General features: G+C 50.7%; 16 protein-coding genes. 8 read left to right on the top strand and 8 right to left on the bottom strand.

Annotated elements, in window-relative coordinates; genetic code table 11:
• Positions 1-608 precede the first annotated feature (608 nt).
• The 3 genes from metG (at position 609) to lptC (ending at position 4,265) form a co-directional block, all read left to right on the top strand.
• Positions 609-2,240: a methionine--tRNA ligase gene (metG, locus tag LKK83_RS16180; RefSeq protein ID WP_324632253.1), complete on the top strand. Its 1,632-nt coding sequence runs from the start codon at positions 609-611 to the stop codon at positions 2,238-2,240.
• A 216-nt stretch (positions 2,241-2,456) separates the two neighbouring features.
• Positions 2,457-3,068, top strand: coding sequence for a LabA-like NYN domain-containing protein (locus LKK83_RS16175; protein ID WP_324632252.1), 612 nt, complete (start codon positions 2,457-2,459; stop codon positions 3,066-3,068).
• Positions 3,069-3,110: 42 nt separating this feature from the next.
• The gene (lptC, locus tag LKK83_RS16170; RefSeq protein WP_324632251.1) at positions 3,111-4,265 is read left to right on the top strand and encodes an LPS export ABC transporter periplasmic protein LptC; all 1,155 of its coding nucleotides are present in this window, start codon (positions 3,111-3,113) and stop codon (positions 4,263-4,265) included.
• 417 nt (positions 4,266-4,682) lie between these two features.
• Here the strand turns inward: lptC and LKK83_RS16165 are convergent, their stop codons facing one another.
• Positions 4,683-4,883: a hypothetical protein gene (locus tag LKK83_RS16165; RefSeq protein WP_324632250.1), complete on the bottom strand. Its 201-nt coding sequence runs from the start codon at positions 4,881-4,883 to the stop codon at positions 4,683-4,685.
• 621 nt (positions 4,884-5,504) lie between these two features.
• Positions 5,505-5,672, bottom strand: a complete 168-nt coding sequence (locus LKK83_RS16160; RefSeq protein WP_324632249.1) for a hypothetical protein — start codon at positions 5,670-5,672, stop codon at positions 5,505-5,507.
• Between the two features lie 119 nt (positions 5,673-5,791).
• Between LKK83_RS16160 and LKK83_RS16155 the strand changes: the two genes are divergently transcribed.
• Together LKK83_RS16155 and LKK83_RS16150 are read left to right on the top strand one after the other, a co-directional pair.
• Positions 5,792-8,290 carry an MASE1 domain-containing protein gene (locus LKK83_RS16155; RefSeq protein ID WP_324632248.1) on the top strand — a complete coding sequence of 833 codons (2,499 nt, stop codon included), beginning with the start codon at positions 5,792-5,794 and terminating at the stop codon, positions 8,288-8,290.
• Positions 8,291-8,667: 377 nt separating this feature from the next.
• Positions 8,668-10,059 (top strand): malic enzyme-like NAD(P)-binding protein, encoded by a 1,392-nt coding sequence (locus tag LKK83_RS16150; protein WP_324632247.1) that lies wholly within the window; start codon positions 8,668-8,670, stop codon positions 10,057-10,059.
• A 248-nt stretch (positions 10,060-10,307) separates the two neighbouring features.
• Here LKK83_RS16150 and LKK83_RS16145 read toward each other — a convergent pair whose 3' ends face one another.
• Both LKK83_RS16145 and LKK83_RS16140 read right to left on the bottom strand, forming a co-directional pair.
• Positions 10,308-11,870 (bottom strand): FAD-dependent oxidoreductase, encoded by a 1,563-nt coding sequence (locus LKK83_RS16145; protein ID WP_324632246.1) that lies wholly within the window; start codon positions 11,868-11,870, stop codon positions 10,308-10,310.
• Between the two features lie 97 nt (positions 11,871-11,967).
• Positions 11,968-12,090, bottom strand: a complete 123-nt coding sequence (locus LKK83_RS16140) for a hypothetical protein (protein ID WP_324632245.1) — start codon at positions 12,088-12,090, stop codon at positions 11,968-11,970.
• Positions 12,091-12,171: 81 nt separating this feature from the next.
• On the opposite strand from LKK83_RS16140, the gene LKK83_RS16135 reads away from it, so the two are divergent.
• Positions 12,172-12,855: a response regulator transcription factor gene (locus tag LKK83_RS16135; RefSeq protein ID WP_324632244.1), complete on the top strand. Its 684-nt coding sequence runs from the start codon at positions 12,172-12,174 to the stop codon at positions 12,853-12,855.
• A 400-nt stretch (positions 12,856-13,255) separates the two neighbouring features.
• On the opposite strand, the gene LKK83_RS16130 is transcribed toward LKK83_RS16135, so the two are convergent.
• The 3 genes from LKK83_RS16130 to LKK83_RS16120 all read right to left on the bottom strand — a co-directional run bounded on the left by LKK83_RS16130 (position 13,256) and on the right by LKK83_RS16120 (position 17,460).
• Positions 13,256-13,981, bottom strand: coding sequence for a PHP domain-containing protein (locus tag LKK83_RS16130; protein ID WP_324632243.1), 726 nt, complete (start codon positions 13,979-13,981; stop codon positions 13,256-13,258).
• 879 nt (positions 13,982-14,860) lie between these two features.
• Entirely contained in the window at positions 14,861-15,997 is a 1,137-nt protein-coding gene (locus LKK83_RS16125; RefSeq protein WP_442957322.1) for a HetZ-related protein, read from the bottom strand.
• An 827-nt stretch (positions 15,998-16,824) separates the two neighbouring features.
• Positions 16,825-17,460: an L-threonylcarbamoyladenylate synthase gene (locus LKK83_RS16120; RefSeq protein WP_324632241.1), complete on the bottom strand. Its 636-nt coding sequence runs from the start codon at positions 17,458-17,460 to the stop codon at positions 16,825-16,827.
• A 94-nt stretch (positions 17,461-17,554) separates the two neighbouring features.
• Here LKK83_RS16120 and larC point away from each other — a divergent pair, with 94 nt between their 5' ends.
• Both larC and yhdJ read left to right on the top strand, forming a co-directional pair.
• Positions 17,555-18,877, top strand: a complete 1,323-nt coding sequence (gene larC / locus LKK83_RS16115; protein ID WP_324632254.1) for a nickel pincer cofactor biosynthesis protein LarC — start codon at positions 17,555-17,557, stop codon at positions 18,875-18,877.
• Between the two features lie 57 nt (positions 18,878-18,934).
• A complete protein-coding gene (gene yhdJ, locus LKK83_RS16110) occupies positions 18,935-19,711 on the top strand; it encodes an adenine-specific DNA-methyltransferase (RefSeq protein WP_324632240.1) in 777 nt (258 codons plus the stop codon).
• Between the two features lie 118 nt (positions 19,712-19,829).
• Here yhdJ and LKK83_RS16105 read toward each other — a convergent pair whose 3' ends face one another.
• Positions 19,830-20,348: a GNAT family N-acetyltransferase gene (locus tag LKK83_RS16105; protein WP_324632239.1), complete on the bottom strand. Its 519-nt coding sequence runs from the start codon at positions 20,346-20,348 to the stop codon at positions 19,830-19,832.
• Between the last annotated feature and the right edge of the window lie 135 nt (positions 20,349-20,483).

Below are 20,483 nucleotides of genomic sequence, written 5' to 3'. Positions count from 1 at the left end.
CTCCATTTCCCCTGGCTCTCATCCCGACGCTCACCAAGCACGGGTAGAGCGCGGGGCTTCCCGCCGAGAAGCTAAGATTTTCACGGCTTCTGAATGGCGGCTTTACATTACTTTACAGATGGGTTTAAGAATATTATAAAGTAAGCCACGGCGGCAAAAGCACCCCGAGGGATTGTGGCGCTCGATCGCCAGCATCTATCACCTAGAGGCGCGGGTGGAATCCGATGAGGGAAGCGCCTTGCAGGGATGGAGGCGCATAGGAGGGTGGCTAAAAATGTGGCCACATCTGGCAGCAAAACGCCAGCAAGACTCAATCGGTGAATAAAAGGGGGTTGAACTTCTCCTAGCCCAGGATCGAGGGAGGATGTAACGGGCAATTGACAGGGGATTGGGCAAAAGCTGGGGGGAAAAGTTTATAATTTTAAACAACCCGGTTGAAAAACTTTACGAAAAAATTAGGAAATTTTAATAAAGCGATCGCCATTGAGGGGTAACTGTAAGGCAGTTGAACGTACAAATCTGGTGAAATATCCAGTAGAATAGAAGTTTGAAGTCCCTCATGTTACGATCTTTTAGAAAACCAATGGGGGTCGTTTTTAACTGAATCCATGAGCTATACCGAACCGCGTAAAAACACATTTGCTATTACAACACCGCTTTACTATGTAAACGATTTGCCTCACATTGGCAGTGCCTACACCACTATTGCCGCCGATGTGGTGGCAAGGTTTGAGCGCCTGCGGGGGTTCTCGGTGCTGATGATTACCGGAACCGACGAACACGGACAGAAAATCCAGCGCACGGCACAAGCAGCAGGGCGATCGCCCCAAGAACACTGCGATAAAATTGTCGCCGGATTCGAGTCCCTGTGGGAAAAACTCAACATTAACTACGACCGATTTAGCCGTACCACCAATCCCCGACACGAGGCGATCGTCCGGGAATTTTTCCAGCGCGTCTGGGATAACGGAGACATCTATCTGGGGCAACAAACCGGGTGGTACTGCGTCTCCTGCGAAGAATTCAAAGAAGAACGCGACCTGCTCGACGATCGCCGGTGTCCCCTGCATCCGAATCGCGAAGCAGAATGGCGCGACGAGCAAAACTATTTCTTCCGCCTTTCTAAATACCAACCCGAACTGGAGCGCCTTTATCAAGAGCGGCCCGAGTTCATTCAACCCGAAAGTCGTCGCAATGAAGTGCTTGCTTTCGTGCAACGCGGATTGCAAGACTTCTCCGTGTCCCGGGTGAATATGGACTGGGGTTTCCCGGTACCGCAAGATCCCAATCATACCCTGTATGTTTGGTTTGACGCCCTGTTGGGGTACGTCACCGCATTGGTGGATCCAGATGAAGAGCCGACCCTAGAAAATGCCTTATCCAAATGGTGGCCGATCGATATCCACTTGATTGGGAAAGATATTTTACGCTTCCATGCGGTGTATTGGCCGGCGATGTTAATGTCAGCCGGTGTGTCGGTTCCCGATTGCGTATTCGGACATGGGTTTTTAACCAAAGATGGGCAAAAAATTAGTAAAACCCTGGGGAATACGATCGATCCGTTTCAATTAGTAGAGCGTTATGGGTCGGATGCGGTGCGCTACTACTTTTTGAAAGAAATTGAATTGGGTCGAGATGGGGATTTTAACGAAACCCGGTTTATCAACACCTTAAATGCCGACTTGGCCAACGATTTGGGCAATTTGCTCAATCGAACCTTGGGAATGGCGAAAAAATACTGTGAAGGTCAGGTGCCGAATGTCAGCGCCGATCGCATTCCCGATGAGAATCCATTAAAAGCAAGCGGTTTAACCCTGGGCGATCGCGCGGCGAGAGCTTACGACAGCTTGGCATTTAGTCACGCTTGCGAGGAGATTCTCGCATTGGTCAGAGATTGTAACAAATACATTGACGATCGCGCCCCTTGGAAGCTTTACAAACAGGGAGAACAGCAGGCGGTAGAAGAAGTGCTCTATGCGGTGTTGGAATCCGCGCGACTCGCCGCGTATTTGCTCTCGCCCCTGATTCCGAATATCAGCACGGCAATTTATCAGCAACTCGGCTACAAGATTGATTTTAACGACCAAAGCGCGATCGCAACTGCAGCGAAGTTTACAACTCATGCAAACTGGGGAACGCTAAGCGCAAAGCAACCGCTTTCCCCACCCAAACCGGTGTTTGCCCGCCTGGAATTACCAGAAACCCTTTCGTCTTCACAGAAAGATAAAGCTTCGGTGTAATTCCCATCGCAATCAGGGATTTGTTTCGCGGGGTGGGGGTAATTGGAACTCTCGCCCCCCAGGAACCGAAACCGTTTGAACGGACAAGCGATCGCTTGCGATCGCTGGGGCGGCTGTTTGTTGTCATTGCCCAAGTTGCATAAAACAGCCCTGCCCACCCTATCATAGATACAATGAAAGATCGATTTTCTGATAAAAAATTGAGGAATAAGAACCATGTTGCATCATCATCATCCTGAAAATAACACGATATTCACCCCCGAACAGGTATTGGAAAATCGCGGTCGCGTGGCAATTTTTATTGACGGATCCAATTTGTTTTACGCCGCTTTACAGCTTGGAATTGAAATTGACTACACCAAGCTGCTGTGTCGTTTAACAGCCGGATCGCGACTGCTGCGCTCCTTTTTCTATACGGGAGTGGATCGCACGAATGAAAAACAGCAGGGATTTCTGCTGTGGATGCGCCGCAATGGTTACCGGGTCATTTCTAAAGACTTGGTGCAACTTCCGGATGGGTCGAAAAAAGCCAATTTGGATGTAGAAATAGCCGTGGATATGATGGCGTTAGTCGGTTCCTACGACACGGCGGTACTCGTCAGTGGGGATGGGGATTTGGCTTATGCTGTGGATGCGGTTAGCTATCGCGGCGTGCGCGTGGAAGTGGTCAGCCTGCGATCGATGACCAGCGATAGTTTGATTAATGTAGCCGATCGCTATATCGACTTGGAAATGATTAAGGAGGATATCCAAAAAACCCCCCGCCATCCGAACTATACCTATCGCCCCTTATCTGGGATCGCAATGATGGACGATGGAGAAGATTGAAACCTAGCAGATTGCTAAACTTCCATTGGGTTTGATAAACAGGTGAAAGGCTCTTTTTTTTGCTATTTTTCTTTAGTCGTTTTATTGGGCTTCGGGTTGGGAAGTTGTGGGTTAATGAATCCAAGCGACCCCCCTTCTGTCCCAGAAGCGGAAGAAGAAGAATGGGATAAAACTTTAACGTTTAATGATGTCACCCTCGAACAGGTGAATGCCAAAGGCCAAATGGTCTGGAAAGTGCGATCGCCGGTGGCGCGCTACAACGATGACCAGAAAATCACGGAGGTAGAAACCCCCACCGGAGAGCTGTTCCAAGATGGCAAGTTGGTTTATTCCATCGAAGCCAAACGCGGCCAAGTCTATGATGATGGCAAGAAGATTGTCCTGCAAGAGGATATTGTTGCCACAGACATGCAAAGTAATGCCGTGTTACGAGGTCACGAACTCGAGTGGTTGCCAGAAGCAGATTTGCTGGTGGTGCGCCGATCGCTCACCGGGACTCATTCGCAAGTGGATGTATCCGCCAACGAAGCGCGGGTGCAAAGTCGTCAACAGCGGATGGAGCTAATCGGAAACGCGATCGCCACCACGAAAGAGCCGGTGTTGCAACTGCGAAGCGAGCATGTGGTGTGGCAGATGGATCGGCAGGTGGTGACCGGCGATCGCCCGGTGACCATCGAGCGCTATCCCTGCGAAAGTCCGCAAGCTTGCGCCGCAACCGATGTGGCGGTGGGCGATCGGGCGGAAGTTAACCTGAAGACCCAAATCGCTCAACTGCAAGACAATGCCGAGTTAACCCTCTCGGATCCGCCCCTAACCGTGAATAGCGACGCGATGGTGTGGGATGTGCAAGGCAAAACCGTGACCTCCGACACCCGGGTGACGGCGATCCATCGTCAGAAGCAATTCATCTTTAGTGGCGATCGCGGCAAACTCGAACTCGATCCGCAAATTTTCTTTCTCTCTGGTACCGTCACCGGAAAGGGGGGCGATCGGCTCTCGGATCTGAAAGCCGATCGCGTCACCTGGTGGATTCCCACCGAAGAATTTGAAGCCGAGGGCAACGTACTTTATCGCCAAGCCGATCCACCTTTGACCTTATCCGGTCCGAAAGCCTTTGGCGTCCTCCAAAATCAAACGGTGAAGTTCAGCGGCGGGAATGTGGTGACTGAGGTGATTCCCAGCTCAAATCCAGAATAATGACTCCGCCTTTGCCGGATAAATCAAGAGAGTTTAATCCCCCAGCGTTTAAACTCTCTTTTCCTTCGCTCTGCTGTTATTATTCCGCAGTGGACAAACGCAAATGGGTGATGGTTAACTCTCAACCCCAACTTTAAAGAATTTTAATTTATCTACACTTTCGTTGCTTGTTTTCCCTGGCCGCTTTCCCTCATCTCAATTAAAAAACCGCCCGAGAATACAGTGCGTGTATTTTATAACACCAGAGTTCTTGGCGGTTGTTTTTTGCAAGGGGTAAAAATGGAATATTGCGGCAAAGATAGAGAGCATACCGATTCACTATCGTGGTGAAGTGTGGAAATTATATCGCCGAGATTCAGACGCCTGATGGGAGTCAAAAGATTGGCGGGAGGAGTAATTTTGAGGGACAAAAATATCCTATTCAGCCATTTTGAGCCACCCGCGACGCACGGCATAAATGACTCTATCGATGGCGCTTTGTTCTTCTTCAGTCAGGGCATCTTGTAAAAGAGTCGCTTTGAGATATTGCCGTTGATTCCGAGTCAGACATCCAGAGCGATACACCTGGAAAAAAAGCTCGGAAAGAGTGAATTGGGGGATGAGAGCTTGGGATTGCATAAAAATACGTTGAATGTCCACATTACCAATATGAAGCTTTTTTAAAGATTGCGCTGCGATCGCCTTCTCTCATCTCCAGTGATATCGATCGGGTATGCAAGTGATTTGAAATTTGGGCAGGGGCGATCGCAATTACAACCCTCTGCGATCGAAGTCACTGAACGAAAAAGCAAGATATGATAAAAGAGTGCTACAGAGATATTATACCGTTTTGCATGCATTCCAGTTAGAGATGACTCACGGATACCCGGATTGTAGAGAAGCGATAAGCGCGCATCTTTGAGGGAATAGGGGGGCGACAGACTCTAACATCCTGAGAAAAATGGTATTAATTAATAAAAATTTTAAAAACCTAAGCGAAACATCACTAAAAATTAATTTTTATGTCCGAAGATGAAGCATATCATGGAGGGAACCTGCCACGAGAGGAAGGAGTAGGGGTTGGAGAGGGCAGTGGAAAAGAGTAAAGAAAGCGCCGTTTCCGCATCAGGGGAGAGCAAAGTTGAATTTCGGATAAATCTGTGACAAGATAATTAAGGATTAGTGATTTAAGTCACTGACGAAAAGCGGGTTATCCCCTTTGTTGGGAAGGTTGCGGTTTTAGCGATCGCAGTGGCACATTTAGGATGATGCGGTTTCACGGCCTCCAGGGTTGACGCAGAACGAGGGCAACGGCCCTGGGGGGGTTCTCGGGGTGAGCGCGGGGGTGGAAAACCCATGTTCTCGTACAGAGGCGATCGCCTGTCGCTTGTCTTCAGTGACCACAGACCCGTACAGACCGAAGTTCACTGAAAAAGCGTTGCTCTGTCCCCTGACAAACACTCAGGCAGCGAAACAGCGCTTTTCCAGTACCGATTCCAAAATTTTCTGCCCGATCCCGACAATTGCGAAAAGCAGCTCGTTTCGTTATGACTCTCATCCCGCGCCGATTGTGGCAATACTTGAGTGCAGTAGGCATCCTCGCCGTTAGCTATTTTGGGTCTGCAGTGTTAGCGACCTCGATCCCGGGGCTGGATCTGAATATATTGCCCTTTGGTCCTCCTGCCGGCATAGCACTCGGGGGAATGCTGCTGTGTGGGGCAAGAGTGTGGCCAGGAATCGCGATCGCCGCATTCCTGTTTACTCAATCCCACGGAATCCCCTTTGCCGTATCCGTTGGCGTCGCGATCGCCAGCGTCTTGCAAGCGTACCTAGGCAAATACCTGCTCGATCGCGTCAAATTCCATCCCGCCTTAGAACGCCTCCGGGATGTGGTGTGCCTGTTGTTTTTGGGATGCATCGTTTCCACCCTGGTGAGCGCCACCCTGGCAATCGGAATGCTCTGTGTAGCTCAAATCAAGAGCTGGAGCGACTTTAGTGACTTGTGGCTCTTGGCCTGGATCGAAAACGGCATCGGTGTGGTATTAGTCACCCCTGTCATCTTGGTGTGGCGCAACTTGCCGCGCATCAACCCTCAATCTCAAACATGGTATGTGCTGGCGCGCACCCTGGAAGCTGGCATCTCCACCCTGCTGCTGCTGGCCATTTGCTGGCTAGTCTTTTGTTCGAGAACCCGCATTTATGTCGCCGACTATCCCCTCGAATACCTGCCCTTTCCCCTAGTCATGTGGATAGCCCTGCGATTCGAGCAAAAAGGCACCGTACTGGCGAACCTCCTAGTTGCCAGCATGGCGATTTGGGGCATCGCGCGCGAAAGCGGCCCGTTTCTCAAACATGCCAATACCACCACTCAGGCAATTTTATCCCTGCAAATCTTTATGGCCGCGATCGCGACGAGTGCGTTAATCTTAGGCTCGGTCACCGCCAGACGGCGCATCGCAGAAACATTACTGCGCGAAGAAGAAGCCCGTTTGGCAAATGCCCAACGCATCGCGCAACTGGGAAACTGGGATTTAGACCTCGATCGCCAAAAACTGCTGTGGTCCGATGAAATCTATCGCATTCTCGGCGAACCGCCGCAAGGGTTTCCCCCCAGCCACCAAGACTTTTTAAAATACGTCCACCACAGCGATCGCAAAGCAGTCCGCAATGCATTTATCGATGCCGTCACCCGTCACCAACCTTACTCCCTCGAATATCGAGTCCAGCGATCGGACGGGGAAGAGCGAGTAGTCCACGAACAATCCGAAATCATCCTCCCTCGGATTACCGGCACCGTACAAGACATCACCCCGCGCATCCGCGCCGAAGCCGCTTTGCGTGCCAGCGAAGAACGCTTCTCCAAAGCCTTTCAAGCCAGTCCCCTCGGCATCAGCATCACCACCCGCACAGAGGGTCGCTTCCTGGATGTGAACGAGAGTTTGCTGCGTCTGCTGGGCTATAGCCGCCAAGAGGTTCTCGGTCAGACGTCTGCACAACTGGGATTGTGGCTCACCGAGGGGTCGAGTCGATCCGAGGCGATGGAAATCCTCAACCAAAATGGTTCCGTGAGCAACCTGGAAATCAAATTCCGCACCAAATCGGGAGACATCCGCGATGGGTCGCTGTCGATGGAACCGATCGAAATCGAAGGCCAACAGTGTATCCTGACCATGATCGGCGACATTACCGAGCGCAAGCGCGCCGATGAATTTCGCAAAGCCAAAGAAGCCGCCGAAGCCGCTAACTATGCTAAAAGCGCTTTTCTGGCCAATATGAGCCACGAACTCCGCACGCCTCTCAATGCGATTATCGGCTACAGCGAAATCTTGCAGGAGGATGCCCAAGACCTGGGTCAGGAGGATTTCATTCCCGACTTGCAAAAAATCCACGGTGCGGGTAAGCAATTGTTGGCCCTGATTAGCGATATTCTGGACCTGTCGAAAATTGAAGCGGGTCGGATGAGCTTGGAGGTGGATGCCTTCGAGATTCGCACGATTATTTGGGAAGTGGTTTCCACCATCGAACCGGCGATCGATAAAAATGCCAATACCCTAGAGTTGAATTGCCCAGAGGCGATCGGGCAAATGTCCACCGACATGACCAAGCTGCGGCAAATCCTGCTCAACTTGTTGAGTAATGCGGCGAAATTTACCCACGGCGGTCAAATTACCCTGACGGTGAAGCGACAAAATACCCTGCCCACAGAAGCGACTTGCGCGAACCATCTCCACCCCTCCCCCCCGAGTTCCGATTCCCCTGGTTTGGAGTGGATTGTCTTTCAAGTCACGGATACGGGGATCGGTATGAATGCAGAACAATTGGCGCAGGTATTCCAACCGTTTACCCAAGCGGATGCTTCCACCACGCGCAAGTATGGCGGCACCGGTTTGGGTCTCACGATTAGCCAAAAGTTCTGTCAAATGATGGGGGGCGATATTTCTGTGGCGAGTGAGTTGGATCGGGGTTCTAAGTTCACAATTTGGCTGCCCGCAATGGTCAGCAAGGTGGAGGAATCCCCGGCGTCTGAGGTGGTGTCTGAGTCGTAAATGAGAAAAATGGAGCATGGAAAGTTGAGAATTGCGTACGCATTGATGTTGGGTTAATTTTTTTTAATTATTCCGAGTTCTCAATGGCGATCGCTCTTCCCCATGCAGGCACGTTGGAGTCATCCTCACAGGAGCAACCTTGCCAAGGGTAGAGGTTTTGCCCAGTTGGAAAAATCCTCCCTCAGCGATCGCCCATACCGATTAATCGTTCTTCTGCAAGATTGAAGCAGGCGAGAATCAATCGATGGAAAATGTTTGGGTTCCCTGACAACAAAACAGGCAAGCGGGAGGTACGATGTAATGTTCTATGAGAAAAGTAAAGAGGCAAGCAATTGCCGCTTTAGATCGGGCAGTGTCTTCAGGAGAAGAGAAGCAAAATGGTTCAATTAACCCCGAATTCAAGTTATAGTTTAACGATTCGGCTACAGTTACCCAACCGGGCGGGGACTCTGGCAAAGGTGACTCAGGCGATCGCCGAGGTGAGGGGCAACCTGGGCACCATCCATTTAATCGACCAAACTCGCGCTTATACCACGCGGGAAATTACCGTGGATGCGGCAAGTACGGAACATGCCGAGCAAATCGTCCAGGCGGTGCGGGCAGTCCAAGAGGTTAAGGTGCTAAATGTCTTCGATCGCACCTTTAACTTGCATCGCGGTGGCAAAATTACGATGGAAAATAAAATTGCCTTGAAAACTCAAGGGGATTTGGCAATGGCATATACTCCCGGCGTGGGTCGGGTGTGCATGGAAATTGCCAACCATCCGGCAGAGGTGTATAACTTCACGATTAAACAAAACACGGTGGCGATCGTGACCGATGGTTCGGCAGTGTTGGGATTGGGTAATCTTGGCCCTGCAGGGGCGCTGCCGGTGATGGAAGGCAAGGCAATGCTCTTTAAAGCCTTTGCCGAGATTGATGCGTTTCCCATCTGTTTGGATACCCAAAATGCCGATGAAATCGTGGAAACGGTGAAGAATATCGCCCCGGTGTTTGGCGGGGTCAATTTAGAGGATATTAGTGCGCCGCGCTGTTTCGAGATCGAGGCTCGGTTGCGAAAAGAGTTGGAAATTCCGGTGTTTCACGATGACCAACATGGCACGGCGATCGTCTCGTTAGCGGCGCTGATCAATGCCCTGAAGCTGGTGGATAAGTCTCTGGAAAATATCCGGATCGTGATGAATGGTGCGGGTGCCGCTGGGGTGGCGATCGCTCGCTTGTTACAAACCGCTGGCGCAAAATATATCACAATGTGTGACTCGCGCGGGATTGTCTCTGAAGACCGCCCGGATTTGAACGAGCAAAAGCGCGAGTTTGCCGTGGAAAAAGGCGGCACCTTGGCCGATGCCTTGCAGGGAACGGATGTGTTTATCGGCGTCAGCGTGCCAGGAGTCCTCACGCCAGAAATGGTGCGATCGATGGCCAAAGATCCGATTATCTTTGCAATGGCCAATCCCATTCCGGAAATTCAACCGGAGGAGGTCATCGATGATGTGGCGGTTATCGCCACCGGGCGCAGCGATTATCCCAACCAAATTAACAATGTGTTGGCCTTCCCCGGCATTTTTCGCGGGGCACTGGATTGTCGGGCGCGGGAAATCACCCCCAGCATGTATTTGTCCGCCGCAAAGGCGATCGCCGCTTTGGTGAAACCTTCAGACCTCGATCGCGAGAATATCATTCCCTCGGTGTTTGACGATCGCGTCGTCACCGCAGTGTCCGCAGCAGTCCAGCAGGCGGCCCGTCAAGAAGGGATTGCCCGGGTTTAGCTATGTGAGAAATCGAGATATAATATCGAGCGAGAAAAAGGCAACCGCGATCGGGGATACCTTGCTCACTTAAAGTATAAAACCTGTGTCTCCCTCCGGGCGCGCCCCGTGCAAAAACCATGCAGGGTTTCAATCCTGCATGGTTCCTTGATGAAGCCGGTGCGTCACCCCCCGCATTCCACGCGATCGCCTCGCCCTAACGATTGACTGGCGGGGGTGACGCACCCTACGGGATTTGAACAATGGTATTACGCCACCACCGTTTCAAACTGCTTTAACTTCGCTAAATCCGGGGCTTGACTTTGACCGAAAATCTGAGGCAATTGTCCGGTTTGCATTAACACATTCCGCACTTCTCGATTGGAAATCTCCGCCAAATTGCGATCGCTCAAGTGCGCCAGGGTAGCCGCAATCCCCAAACCCTGACTCACTCCTGCATTAAATTCTACAATCCGTCCCGCCGCCGAGGCAAATCCTTCAAACCCAGACGCGGGACTCACCACCGCTAAATTCTGTACTTCCTTCAGTTGCGCGTGGCGGATGCCAATATTAAAAATTGGCTTGCTAAACATCGTACTCAAAAACCCCTTCGCTTGCGCTTTTTCCCCAATTCCGGGAATCCCGCCGCGCACGTCAAAATGATAGGCAAAGGTTCCCAATGCTTCATCATCCGGAACCCCACCAGCAAGCATTTCTGCTCCACTTAACGGTTCCACTACCTCGGTGACATTTCCCGCATGTCTGATGTACAATTCTGATGCCGGTGTCACCGCTTTTGCCCCGAGACTCTTAAACCATTTTTCCACAAATGCCATTTCTTTGAGCATTTCGGCGGTGGGTTTGGCGTCGTTATCGGCCAATTTTTCGGCTTCAATCCCGGTAACGGCAATCATCAGCGCATTCCAAGACAAGCGATCGTCGGAGAATTTGGCAATATTCCCTCGGTCTAAAATCGCGCCGCTGTCGTACAAAGACAGTTTCTTCCCTCGGAAAGAATGGTAAGCGATGGAAAGCGCTTTTGAGCGGATGTCGATATAATCTTTCCCCACCCACATGGTTTTGAATTGACCGCGCTCATCGACTAAATCTTTGCGGAGGGTTTCGATGAGGGTTTTGTCAAATCCAGCAGCGGTTTTGAGGAAATGCTGCGCTTCGGTATCGGCTAAATTAGTAAACCGTTTGAGATAGGCAAATTCTATCTCTTTGAGTCGTTTGACGCTCAGTCCTTTGGTTTCAAATACTAAGGTGACGGGAAGTTCGGAATTGGGTAAACCAAAGGTGGCAAATCCGGTTTTTTTGGTCGCACCTGCAGCTTGCGCTAATTTGGCATTGACGGTAGAATCAATAAATTGTTTGGCGCAATAGGTTTCGCCTTCGGTGGTGACGATCGCGCGCAGGAGTTTCCCTTCGGTTTGAACTTCTGCAATGTCTGCGTCACTCAGGAGGGCAACGCCGGCTTCGCGCAGCATGTCCCGCAAGGCGCGATCGCCTTTTTCGGGGTCGAGTGCGATATGGGTGACGCCGGCGCGGTCTAAAAATTCTTTGTAGAGGGCGGGGGGTGCGCCAAAGGTATCGAGTCCCAGGGAGTGTCTCAGGTGGCGATCGATTTGAGAGCGATCGAGATAAGCTAACCCGCCTCTCACTAAGTGTCCGCCAATGCCCTGGTGGGGACTGGCGGTAGACATGAGCAGGACGCGGGGATATTTTTGGGTTTGGCGGCGATACTCTCTCGCCGCCGCAATGGTTGCCAAAACTCCGGGAACTTCATCCCCGAATCCGATAACATCGTAATATCTTGGTTGGATTGCCATAGTTGAATGAGTTCTCTCGATAGTAAGCATTCTACAAGGGTGGGTTTGGCGCATCCGGAGCGATCGCTGTTTCGGATATTCGCTTCCCATACCTCCCCTATTTCTCTTCATCTCCCGCTGCGGCACTCACTTGCAGCGCGATCGCCTGGGTTTCTGCACAAGAGTAACATTTCTTTTGCGCTTCTGTGGTTTCTCGCGCCTGATGAGAGCGGTTTTCCAATGCCGGATCCGGAATGGCCGATCGCTCCGGGTGTCAGAAATTCGCTAAAGTTAAAGAAAGTACATAAAATGGAGAGGTCTAATGGCAGAACAGTTATTGTTAGTTGATGATGAACCCGGATTGCGCGAAGCAGTACAAGCGTATCTCGAAGATGAAGGATTTTCGGTTGATGTTGCCAGCAATGCCACGGAAGGGTGGGAATTGCTGCAACAAAAAAACCCGGATTTGGTAATTACTGATATAATGATGCCGCAAGTGGATGGGTATGAGTTTCTCAAGCAGATGCGAGAAGACCCTCGCTACAAAACGATGCCGGTGGTGTTTTTAACCGCAAGAGGAATGACCGGCGATCGCATTCAAGGCTATCAGGCAGGGTGCGATGCCTATCTCTCCAAACCCTTTGACCCCGATGAGTTGGTGGCGATCGTGCGGAATTTGCTGGAACGTCGCGCCGCCGCTACCGGTGAAGGAGAAACCCCGGATCTGGCGTCGTTGGCGCGTGAGATTGGGGAAATTAAATCTATGTTATCCGGTCGTCAGGCGATCGCTCAAACGCCGCCACCGATTAAAATCGACCTGACCCCTCGCGAACAAAGCGTTTTGGATCTGGTGGCGCAAGGGTTGATGAATAAAGAAATTGCCCGCAATCTGGACACCAGCGTTCGCAATGTGGAAAAATATGTCAGCCGTTTGTTTAGCAAAACGGGCACCAACAGCCGCACCGAGTTGGTTCGTTACGCCCTGGAACATGGCTTGACTCAATAGGGTAAATGGGATGTGTCGCTGATTCTCGATCGCGCTTGCCAATGATTTTGCTAAGCTGAGTTTGGGGAGGCGGAGCCTCGGGAGAGGCGTTCCCAGGCTCCTGCCTGGGAACGAGGGAGGAGGGAAAATTGATTACAAATAGCTATTAGCAATTGGCCCGCCGCGACCTATTTTCTGTAGCGCGATCGCTGGCCCGATGTTGTTAAGCATGCCTCAGTTAATGAACAAAAGGAAGATTTCTTCGCCCTTGGGGCAGATATTATTGATGGCGACCCTGCTGATTTTAATGAGTTTGGAAGTTATGGTGGCGATCGTGATGCTGCAAGGGGGTTAGAGGCAAGGAAATCTGGCCAGATTTCCTGCCACTAAGCGTTCGGGATGCGATCGCCGCCCTTGGGGACTAGAGACGCAGCAGCAAACTCGAACCGTGGGTATCGGTGCCACAAGTCTGGAGCAAGCCATATTTTGCGCCCAATTCTTTCACCTGTTCGGTTTTCTTAGGACTGGGACGCCACGGATTGGGATTGGTGTAGGCATAATAAACTTCGATGCCATCGATGCCGAGGCGCGCCACTTCTGGGATTAATTCCGCCGCCGATCGCCGGCGGTAACGGGCCGGATGAGCTAAAACCGCCAATCCTCCGGCTTGTTGAATCGCATTAATTACTTGGGATCCTTGGTACTCTTTCCCCCTGACTACTTCTCCTTGCAGATAGGGGTTCATCCGAGGATGTTCTGGATCGAAGGCATAGCCGAGGATGTGAACTTCGGTGTCGAGTACCCCCGCATTGATTTCTACCCCCGTCCACAAGTGGGGGGCTTGAGCCAATCGAGAATCACTGGCTTGATTTTTTGCCCACCATTCATTTAACCAGTGTTGCGCGATGCAGTAGCCATCAACAGAATGATGATCGGTAATCGCCAGCCCTTTCAGCCCGATATTGAGGGCTTGCTGCATCAGCACTTCAGGTCGCAATTTACCATCGGAACAGACGGTGTGCATGTGGAAATTGTAAGAACGCGGACAGCTATCGGCATTGATGGTCGTAAAGACATGCTCGAGGGCTGACCGATTCTGTGCGGCCCGCTTGGTTGAAGCAGAAGGTTGAGCGATATAGACAGTCATAACCACCTCTAAGATTGGTGAGCGATCGATTGGGACATCACACACCCTGAACTTGCCAGGATTGACATCAATTTTGTCTTCTCTGGCGGCAAAGATCGACCGGGTGCTTTAACGATGGGCGATCGCTTGCAACCAGCTTGCGTTGTTCAAGCTTCGACCTAACCCTTAAACGCCAGTACAGGAGTGCAACTCGATATGATTGGCCTGTGAGCTTTTTTCTTTACATATTTTAACAATAACATTCCCTCCTGCCTATCGCTTTTCCCACAGACCTAAGCTCTATTTTTACTTGTATCCGGCTGAATGCATTGTAAAAAGAGAATCGTAAATCTGAGGTTCTCTAGGGGCTTTTTCCTGGATTGCCCGATAAAACTCCCTGATTATGGGAATTCTGGCAATGAAGGAGATGAGGTGGAAAGTAGGAGAAAGTTTTTTATAAAAATTAATCAAACGGATATAAATGAAGTATTGAAAATTTCAACTGGATTCATTCAAAATTCAAAAGATCGGTTGGTAACTGTGGCATAAGCTTTTTTACCTATGGTTAGGGTAGCGATCGCTTTTGCGAATTGAGAAGAGAGAATTGAGAAAGGTTTTCAATCTGAATTGTTCCGCCCTACCCAGGCTCCACCCAGGGTTCCAGGGTTGTGGGTAAGAGCGCAGCATGAGAGCCAAGCAAACAAAAACAACCAAGCCGAGGGGCTTAGTTGTAGGTGGTGGCAAAGCAATTAAAATTGGCAGAAAAAAGCAAGCAGAGCGAACAAAGAACAGAGGGAGGGAGGCAGGCGGTGGATGTCTGCCAGTGCCCCACCGTTGGCGGTTTTCATCGTAAATTTCCGAGGCGCGATCGCCAGTGAATATTGGAATAATGGGCACTTTTTATTTTTGAGACTTCGTATCGGTATTGCGAACTTGCCATGCCTTTTCCAGAAGAGTAGACCACCGCTTTTGCACCTGTTTTGGCGTACATTTAATTGCTTGAGAAATCTCTTGCTCGCTTGCTCCCGTGCGCTTGAGTTCTAATAACTGCTGTTGTTCTTCAGACAAATCGCCGAGAAACGTTTCCCACTGTTGGGGAGCCATGCCCAAATTTTGGTCTAAATCCGCACCCAACCATTGATGGACCAGCTTCCATTGATGAGAGCGAGCGAATTTTTCCACATGGTACTTAAAGCGTTGTTGCAGATAGTCGCGCTGACGGGCAGTCAGACCGAGGATTTCGTCAATTTCTGGAGCCGCCAGATCTTGGAGTTTGAGAACCAGATAGTCGATGCAGTCCGATTGACCTTGCGCCTCGAGATATTGCACCAGTTCAGCAATCACGCGATCGCGCAGCACCGCCTCCGAAGGATCCACCGTATCCGCCACCATTTGTTCGCGCACCTGCTGCGCCGCATAAGAGCGACTTTGAACTTCCGCCTCTTCCCCCTTGGGATATTCCACCGCCTGTTCGATATCCACCAAAGTTTCCGGAGGCTGACCGTTAGCAAAGCCTTGCGCCCGCAGGACAATAAGCTGTTGGTTATATCGACCCGGCAAACTAATCCGGCGCTTGGCATAGTGTTCGGTAAACGCCATGTACTCGGCGAGTTCCAACTGAGTGCGGGGGGTGTAGTTTTCCGGCACTTGATGTTCGCGGCGGAAAGCGCGCAGCACCTCGATGTAAAAACCTTGCAGGAAATCCTCGATTAAGTTATAGCGAGCTTGGAAACTCAGGCGAGAGTGCAGGGGAGCCACGTGACGGTAAACCATCGAACTCAGTTGAGAGTGCAGATCCACGCGACCTTGACGCGAACCGAGTTTGTAGTAATGCAGACTCTTGTGCAGGCGATGGCGAGCCAATGTAAGCTGCCAAGAGCTAATCTGGCCGGATTTTTGGATGCGATTGCTTTTCTTGCAAATTCGTTCCACTTCGTTGGCGATTCGTTCGGAAACCGATCGCGTGCTTTTCGAGTTGGCGTTGAGTTTTTGGCTGAATTCCTCGATAATTTGCTCGGTGAGCTGTTCGGTTTCCATTCCCAACACGGGGGTAGGTTCGGTTGATTCCGGGTTGGGGGTGCGATCGGTATCGGCACAGACTTGGGACTTGCGAGCTTCTTTTTGAGAATCGTTTTTCCGGGAACTGGACGAATTGGCTAGTTTAACATTCATGGTTTTATCCTTGTGGCAGGGCACCGTAGTTTTTACAATCACAGAGTGTTGAGCGAGTACGAGCAAGGTAAGCTGTTTGGTTTGGTTTGACCCGCTTGCGTTCGCTCTCTACACTTCGACTGTCCCAAGGTTTTGCTGAATTTAGTCAGTGAACGTTCCCTCTTTTTAAATCGGCATATTTCACCCTTGGGACGCGGTGGCGAAGTGTCTGTGCTTTTTCCCTGGTGGCGCGGTTTTGGCGATGTTTTTTGCAGTGGACAATCCCCAAATTGGTTGTTGACTCCGACTCCGCATCTTCAACTGGCACATCGGTATCATTTAAAACTCAGATATAAAATCACAGAGTCCTTTTCATTTCTTGCCATGACGCATCCGGATCCGATTTCTGTGAATCTGGACCCCCACCATGCCCGAAACGCGAGGAAATTGAGCGCTTTTGCTTGTCCCACGGGACTTTTCTGGCTCGAAAAAAAAACCCGCCAGAGAACTGGCAGGCGAGGCAGGATTGTCTTGGGGTGGCAGTTTATTTTTGAGTGAATGGGAAAGTTAAATAATTCCGGGGAAATCCGCTATTCCTTGTAAATCAAGGATTTTGGCGGCCAATTGACGCAAAAAATAAATTTATTTTCAACGCAAATTATTGGCGATCGCCTCGGGGAAGACCTCCGGAATTTCCCCTTGGGGGGAATGTATCAAATTAAACTCATCACTTCATCGGATCCAAGACCTTGGCGCACGATCGCCGGTTCTGAGGTGGTTAAATCCACAATGGTGGACACCTTATACCCCACCTCTTCCCCGGTGTCAATAATCAAATCCACTAATTTATCCAGCCGGTCAAACAACTCCGCCTTCCCCACATAGCCATCGTTTTCTACATCGGAAGGCAGGTGGGCGGAAGTGGAAATAATCGGATTGTCCAGGGCCTCGAGCAAATCCAAACAGACTCGCTTATCCGGAACCCGAATCCCGGTGGTTTTTCGCTTGGGATTCATCACCAGCTTGGGCACCAATTTAGTAGCGGGCAACAAAAAAGTGTACGGTCCGGGAATCAAACGCCTGATAATGCGATACGCTGAATCTGTGACTATCGCATAGGCGGCAATATTCGATAGGGAGGGACACAGAAAGGTCAACGGCTTATCGTTTGATAAGCGCTTGATCTGCCTGACCCGTTCTACTGCCCCCTTTACGGTAATGTCACAGCCGATCGCATATACGGTGTCGGTGGGATACAGCATCACCGCACCCTGATGCAGGGCATCCACAATTTCGTCGAGTCTGCGACTCTGGGGGGTCTCGGGATGCAGTTCGTATAACGTGGCCATAATTCGTCTGTTCCTTATTCAGAATTTACAATTGAGAATTCAGAATTGCTTCTGAGTTTTAAACACCTGACCTTATTATTTTGTCGGCTGAGTGATGAAAAAGATTGCCTATTTCCAATGTCCTACTGGCATTGCTGGTGATATGTGCCTCGGCGCGCTTGTCAGTGCTGGGGTTCCGTTAGAGTACCTCATCGAAAGGCTCGATCTCCTGGGCATCTCAGAAGAATATCACCTCCGCGAAGAATCGGTGCATCGCAACGGACAACAGGCAACCAAAGTGCATGTGGATTTACTCCCGATCGCCCGCGAAGCTGCCAAATCCGTGGGCGATACCCGGAATTATCATAGCCACAAGCATAGCCACAAACATGACTACGAACATAGCCACGAGCATAGCCACGAGCATAGCCACGAGCATAGCCACACTCGCCATCTGCCAGAAATCGAGACCCTGATAAAATCTGCCGATTTGCCAAAACGGGCAGAGCGCTGGAGTTTAGCGGTTTTTCGCACCCTGGCAGAAGCGGAAGGGGCGGTGCATGGGATTGCGCCAGAAAAGGTGCATTTCCACGAAGTGGGGGCCACCGATGCCATTGTGGATATTGTGGGCACTTGTTTGGGGTTAGATTGGTTGGATATCGAGGAATTGTATTGCTCTGCCTTGCCCACCGGTGGGGGTACGGTATGGGCAGCACACGGAAGATTGCCCGTGCCGGTGCCGGCGGTGCTGAAACTGCTGGAAAAACGGCAGGTGAGCGTTTATAGTAATGGGATCGAGAAAGAATTAATTACTCCTACCGGTGCGGCGATCGCCGTGACCCTCGCCACCGATTTTGGTCCTCCACCCGCCATGACCCTGCAAGGCGTGGGAAATGGGGCCGGTTCGCACCCGCTTCCCCTTGCGAATATTCTCCGCCTGTGGGTGGGAGAAGCATCCGCCCCTAACCCGCAACCCTGGCGAGAATCGGAAACGATCGCCGTACTCGAAACGCAAATCGATGATTTGAACCCGCAAGCGATCGCCTATACCTGCGAGGCATTATTTGCCGTGGGGGCCTTGGATGTATTTACCCAAGCGATCGGGATGAAAAAATCCCGAAGTGGGATATTGCTGACAGTTATCTGCCCGCCGGAGAAGCAGAAAGCTTGTGAAGCAGTGATTTTTCGCGAAACCAGCACCCTGGGAATTCGCATTTCCACCCAGGGGCGATCGATTTTACAGCGAGAGATTCAGTGTTTGTCCACTGAACTGGGGGAAGTGCGGGTGAAGGTTGCCCGAGACGAGGGGGGTAAAATTATCAATGTGCAACCGGAATACGAGGATTGTGCCGCAGTGGCACAAAGTCAACAGCTTCCCTGGCGGGAAGTTCACCGGCAGGCATTAAAGGCATGGTACGATCGGAATGCTCAGGGGTAAGAGGATAGTTCAGGGCGATCGTCACAAGGTGAATTTTCTCAGTCAACAAACGCCCCCATGAAAAGTTTTGGGAGTTCAGAGCATCAAATTATCTGCGGAGATGCGATCGCCATTTTGTCCGATTCCATTCCCCCGGCAAGTGTGGATTTAATTTTTATCGATCCACCTTACAACATCGGCAAAAAATTTCAGAAAAACAAAGCAAGATGGACTTCTAACGAAGCCTATTTAACCTGGTGTTACCGATGGCTCACCCTAGCAGTAGAAAAGCTCAACCCCCACGGCAGTTTGTACCTGATGTCCGCCACTCAATACATGCCCTATCTCGACCTTTACTTGCGCGATAAACTAACAATTCGCTCTCGAATTGTCTGGCATTACGATAGTTCCGGAGTGCAGGCAAAAAAGTATTTTGGTTCTTTATACGAACCGATTTTATGGGCAGTCAAAGACCGGAACAACTATACCTTTAATGCGGAAGATATTCTCGTAGAAGCCCGCACCGGTGCCGTCCGAAAATTGATAGATTACCGCAAAGCCATTCCCACACCTTACAATTCTAAAAAAGTACCGGGAAACGTCTGGTACTTTCCCCGAGTTCGGTATAGAATGCCGGAATATGAAAAGCATCCCACGCAAAAACCGGAAGCCTTATTAGAAAGAATCATCAAAGCCAGTAGCAATCCGGGGGATGTAGTGCTAGATATCTTTGCCGGCAGCTTTACCACAGCGGCGGTGGCGCAAAAATTAGGCCGCAAATCAATCAGTATAGAATGGGAAGAAGAATATGTTAAAATCGGGTTAAAGCGATTGGGAATTGGGGGTAAAAACTAAAACGCCCCACACCGGAGAAGAGTGGGGATACAGGTACAGAGCTTCTCCGAAGCGGGCTAATTTTTCCCACTCTAATTGTTATCTTGTCCCGGATCGAGGGAGGGACGAGAACGGGAATTTATTGGAGGGGTTTGAGCATCCAAAGGGAGTGGGTTTGGTAGCCTAATTTTTGATAGAGATGGAGTGCGCGGGGGTTAGAGAGAAAGACTTGTAGACCCATTTGGCGATCGCCGCGTTGTTTCGCCCAATTTTCTGCATAGTGGACTAATGCCGTACCGATGCCTTGACGGCGGTGTGGGGGAGAAACGTAGAGCAAAAAAATATGGGCGTGGCGATCGCCCGTTACCTGGTCTACAGCATTTCCCAACCACAAACAGCCCACCGGCGAAGGACGAGAATGGGGAAGAAGGGGAGAGAAATGCTCTGGGTCACTCTCCCCACTGTCATCCTTATGGGGATAAACCCACCATACGGGAGAATCGGGGGAAAAATATCGTTCCACGGTATCGGCTAAATGAGCCAAATCTTGGTCCGGGTACAATTCGCGATAAGTGCGCCGCATGAACTGGACCAACCTAGCGCGATCGCTGCTGCCACCCTGATGCAATTCGTATCCTGGAATTAACTCAACTGCCACAACCCGCCACTTAATTAATACTTCCTTGCCACATCATGGCATCTTCTGGCAAACCTTTAAGTGACGTACTCCCGACGCCGACCGCTTAGGCGGTACGGCGCGGGCTTCTGGGCCGAGACCTTTGAGATCTGGGTT

This window comes from Phormidium sp. CCY1219, assembly GCF_035615515.1.
GTDB lineage: Bacteria > Cyanobacteriota > Cyanobacteriia > Cyanobacteriales > Laspinemataceae > CCY1219.
Note: the sequence above shows the minus strand (reverse complement) of the source record. Positions and strands in the feature narration are given on the sequence as shown.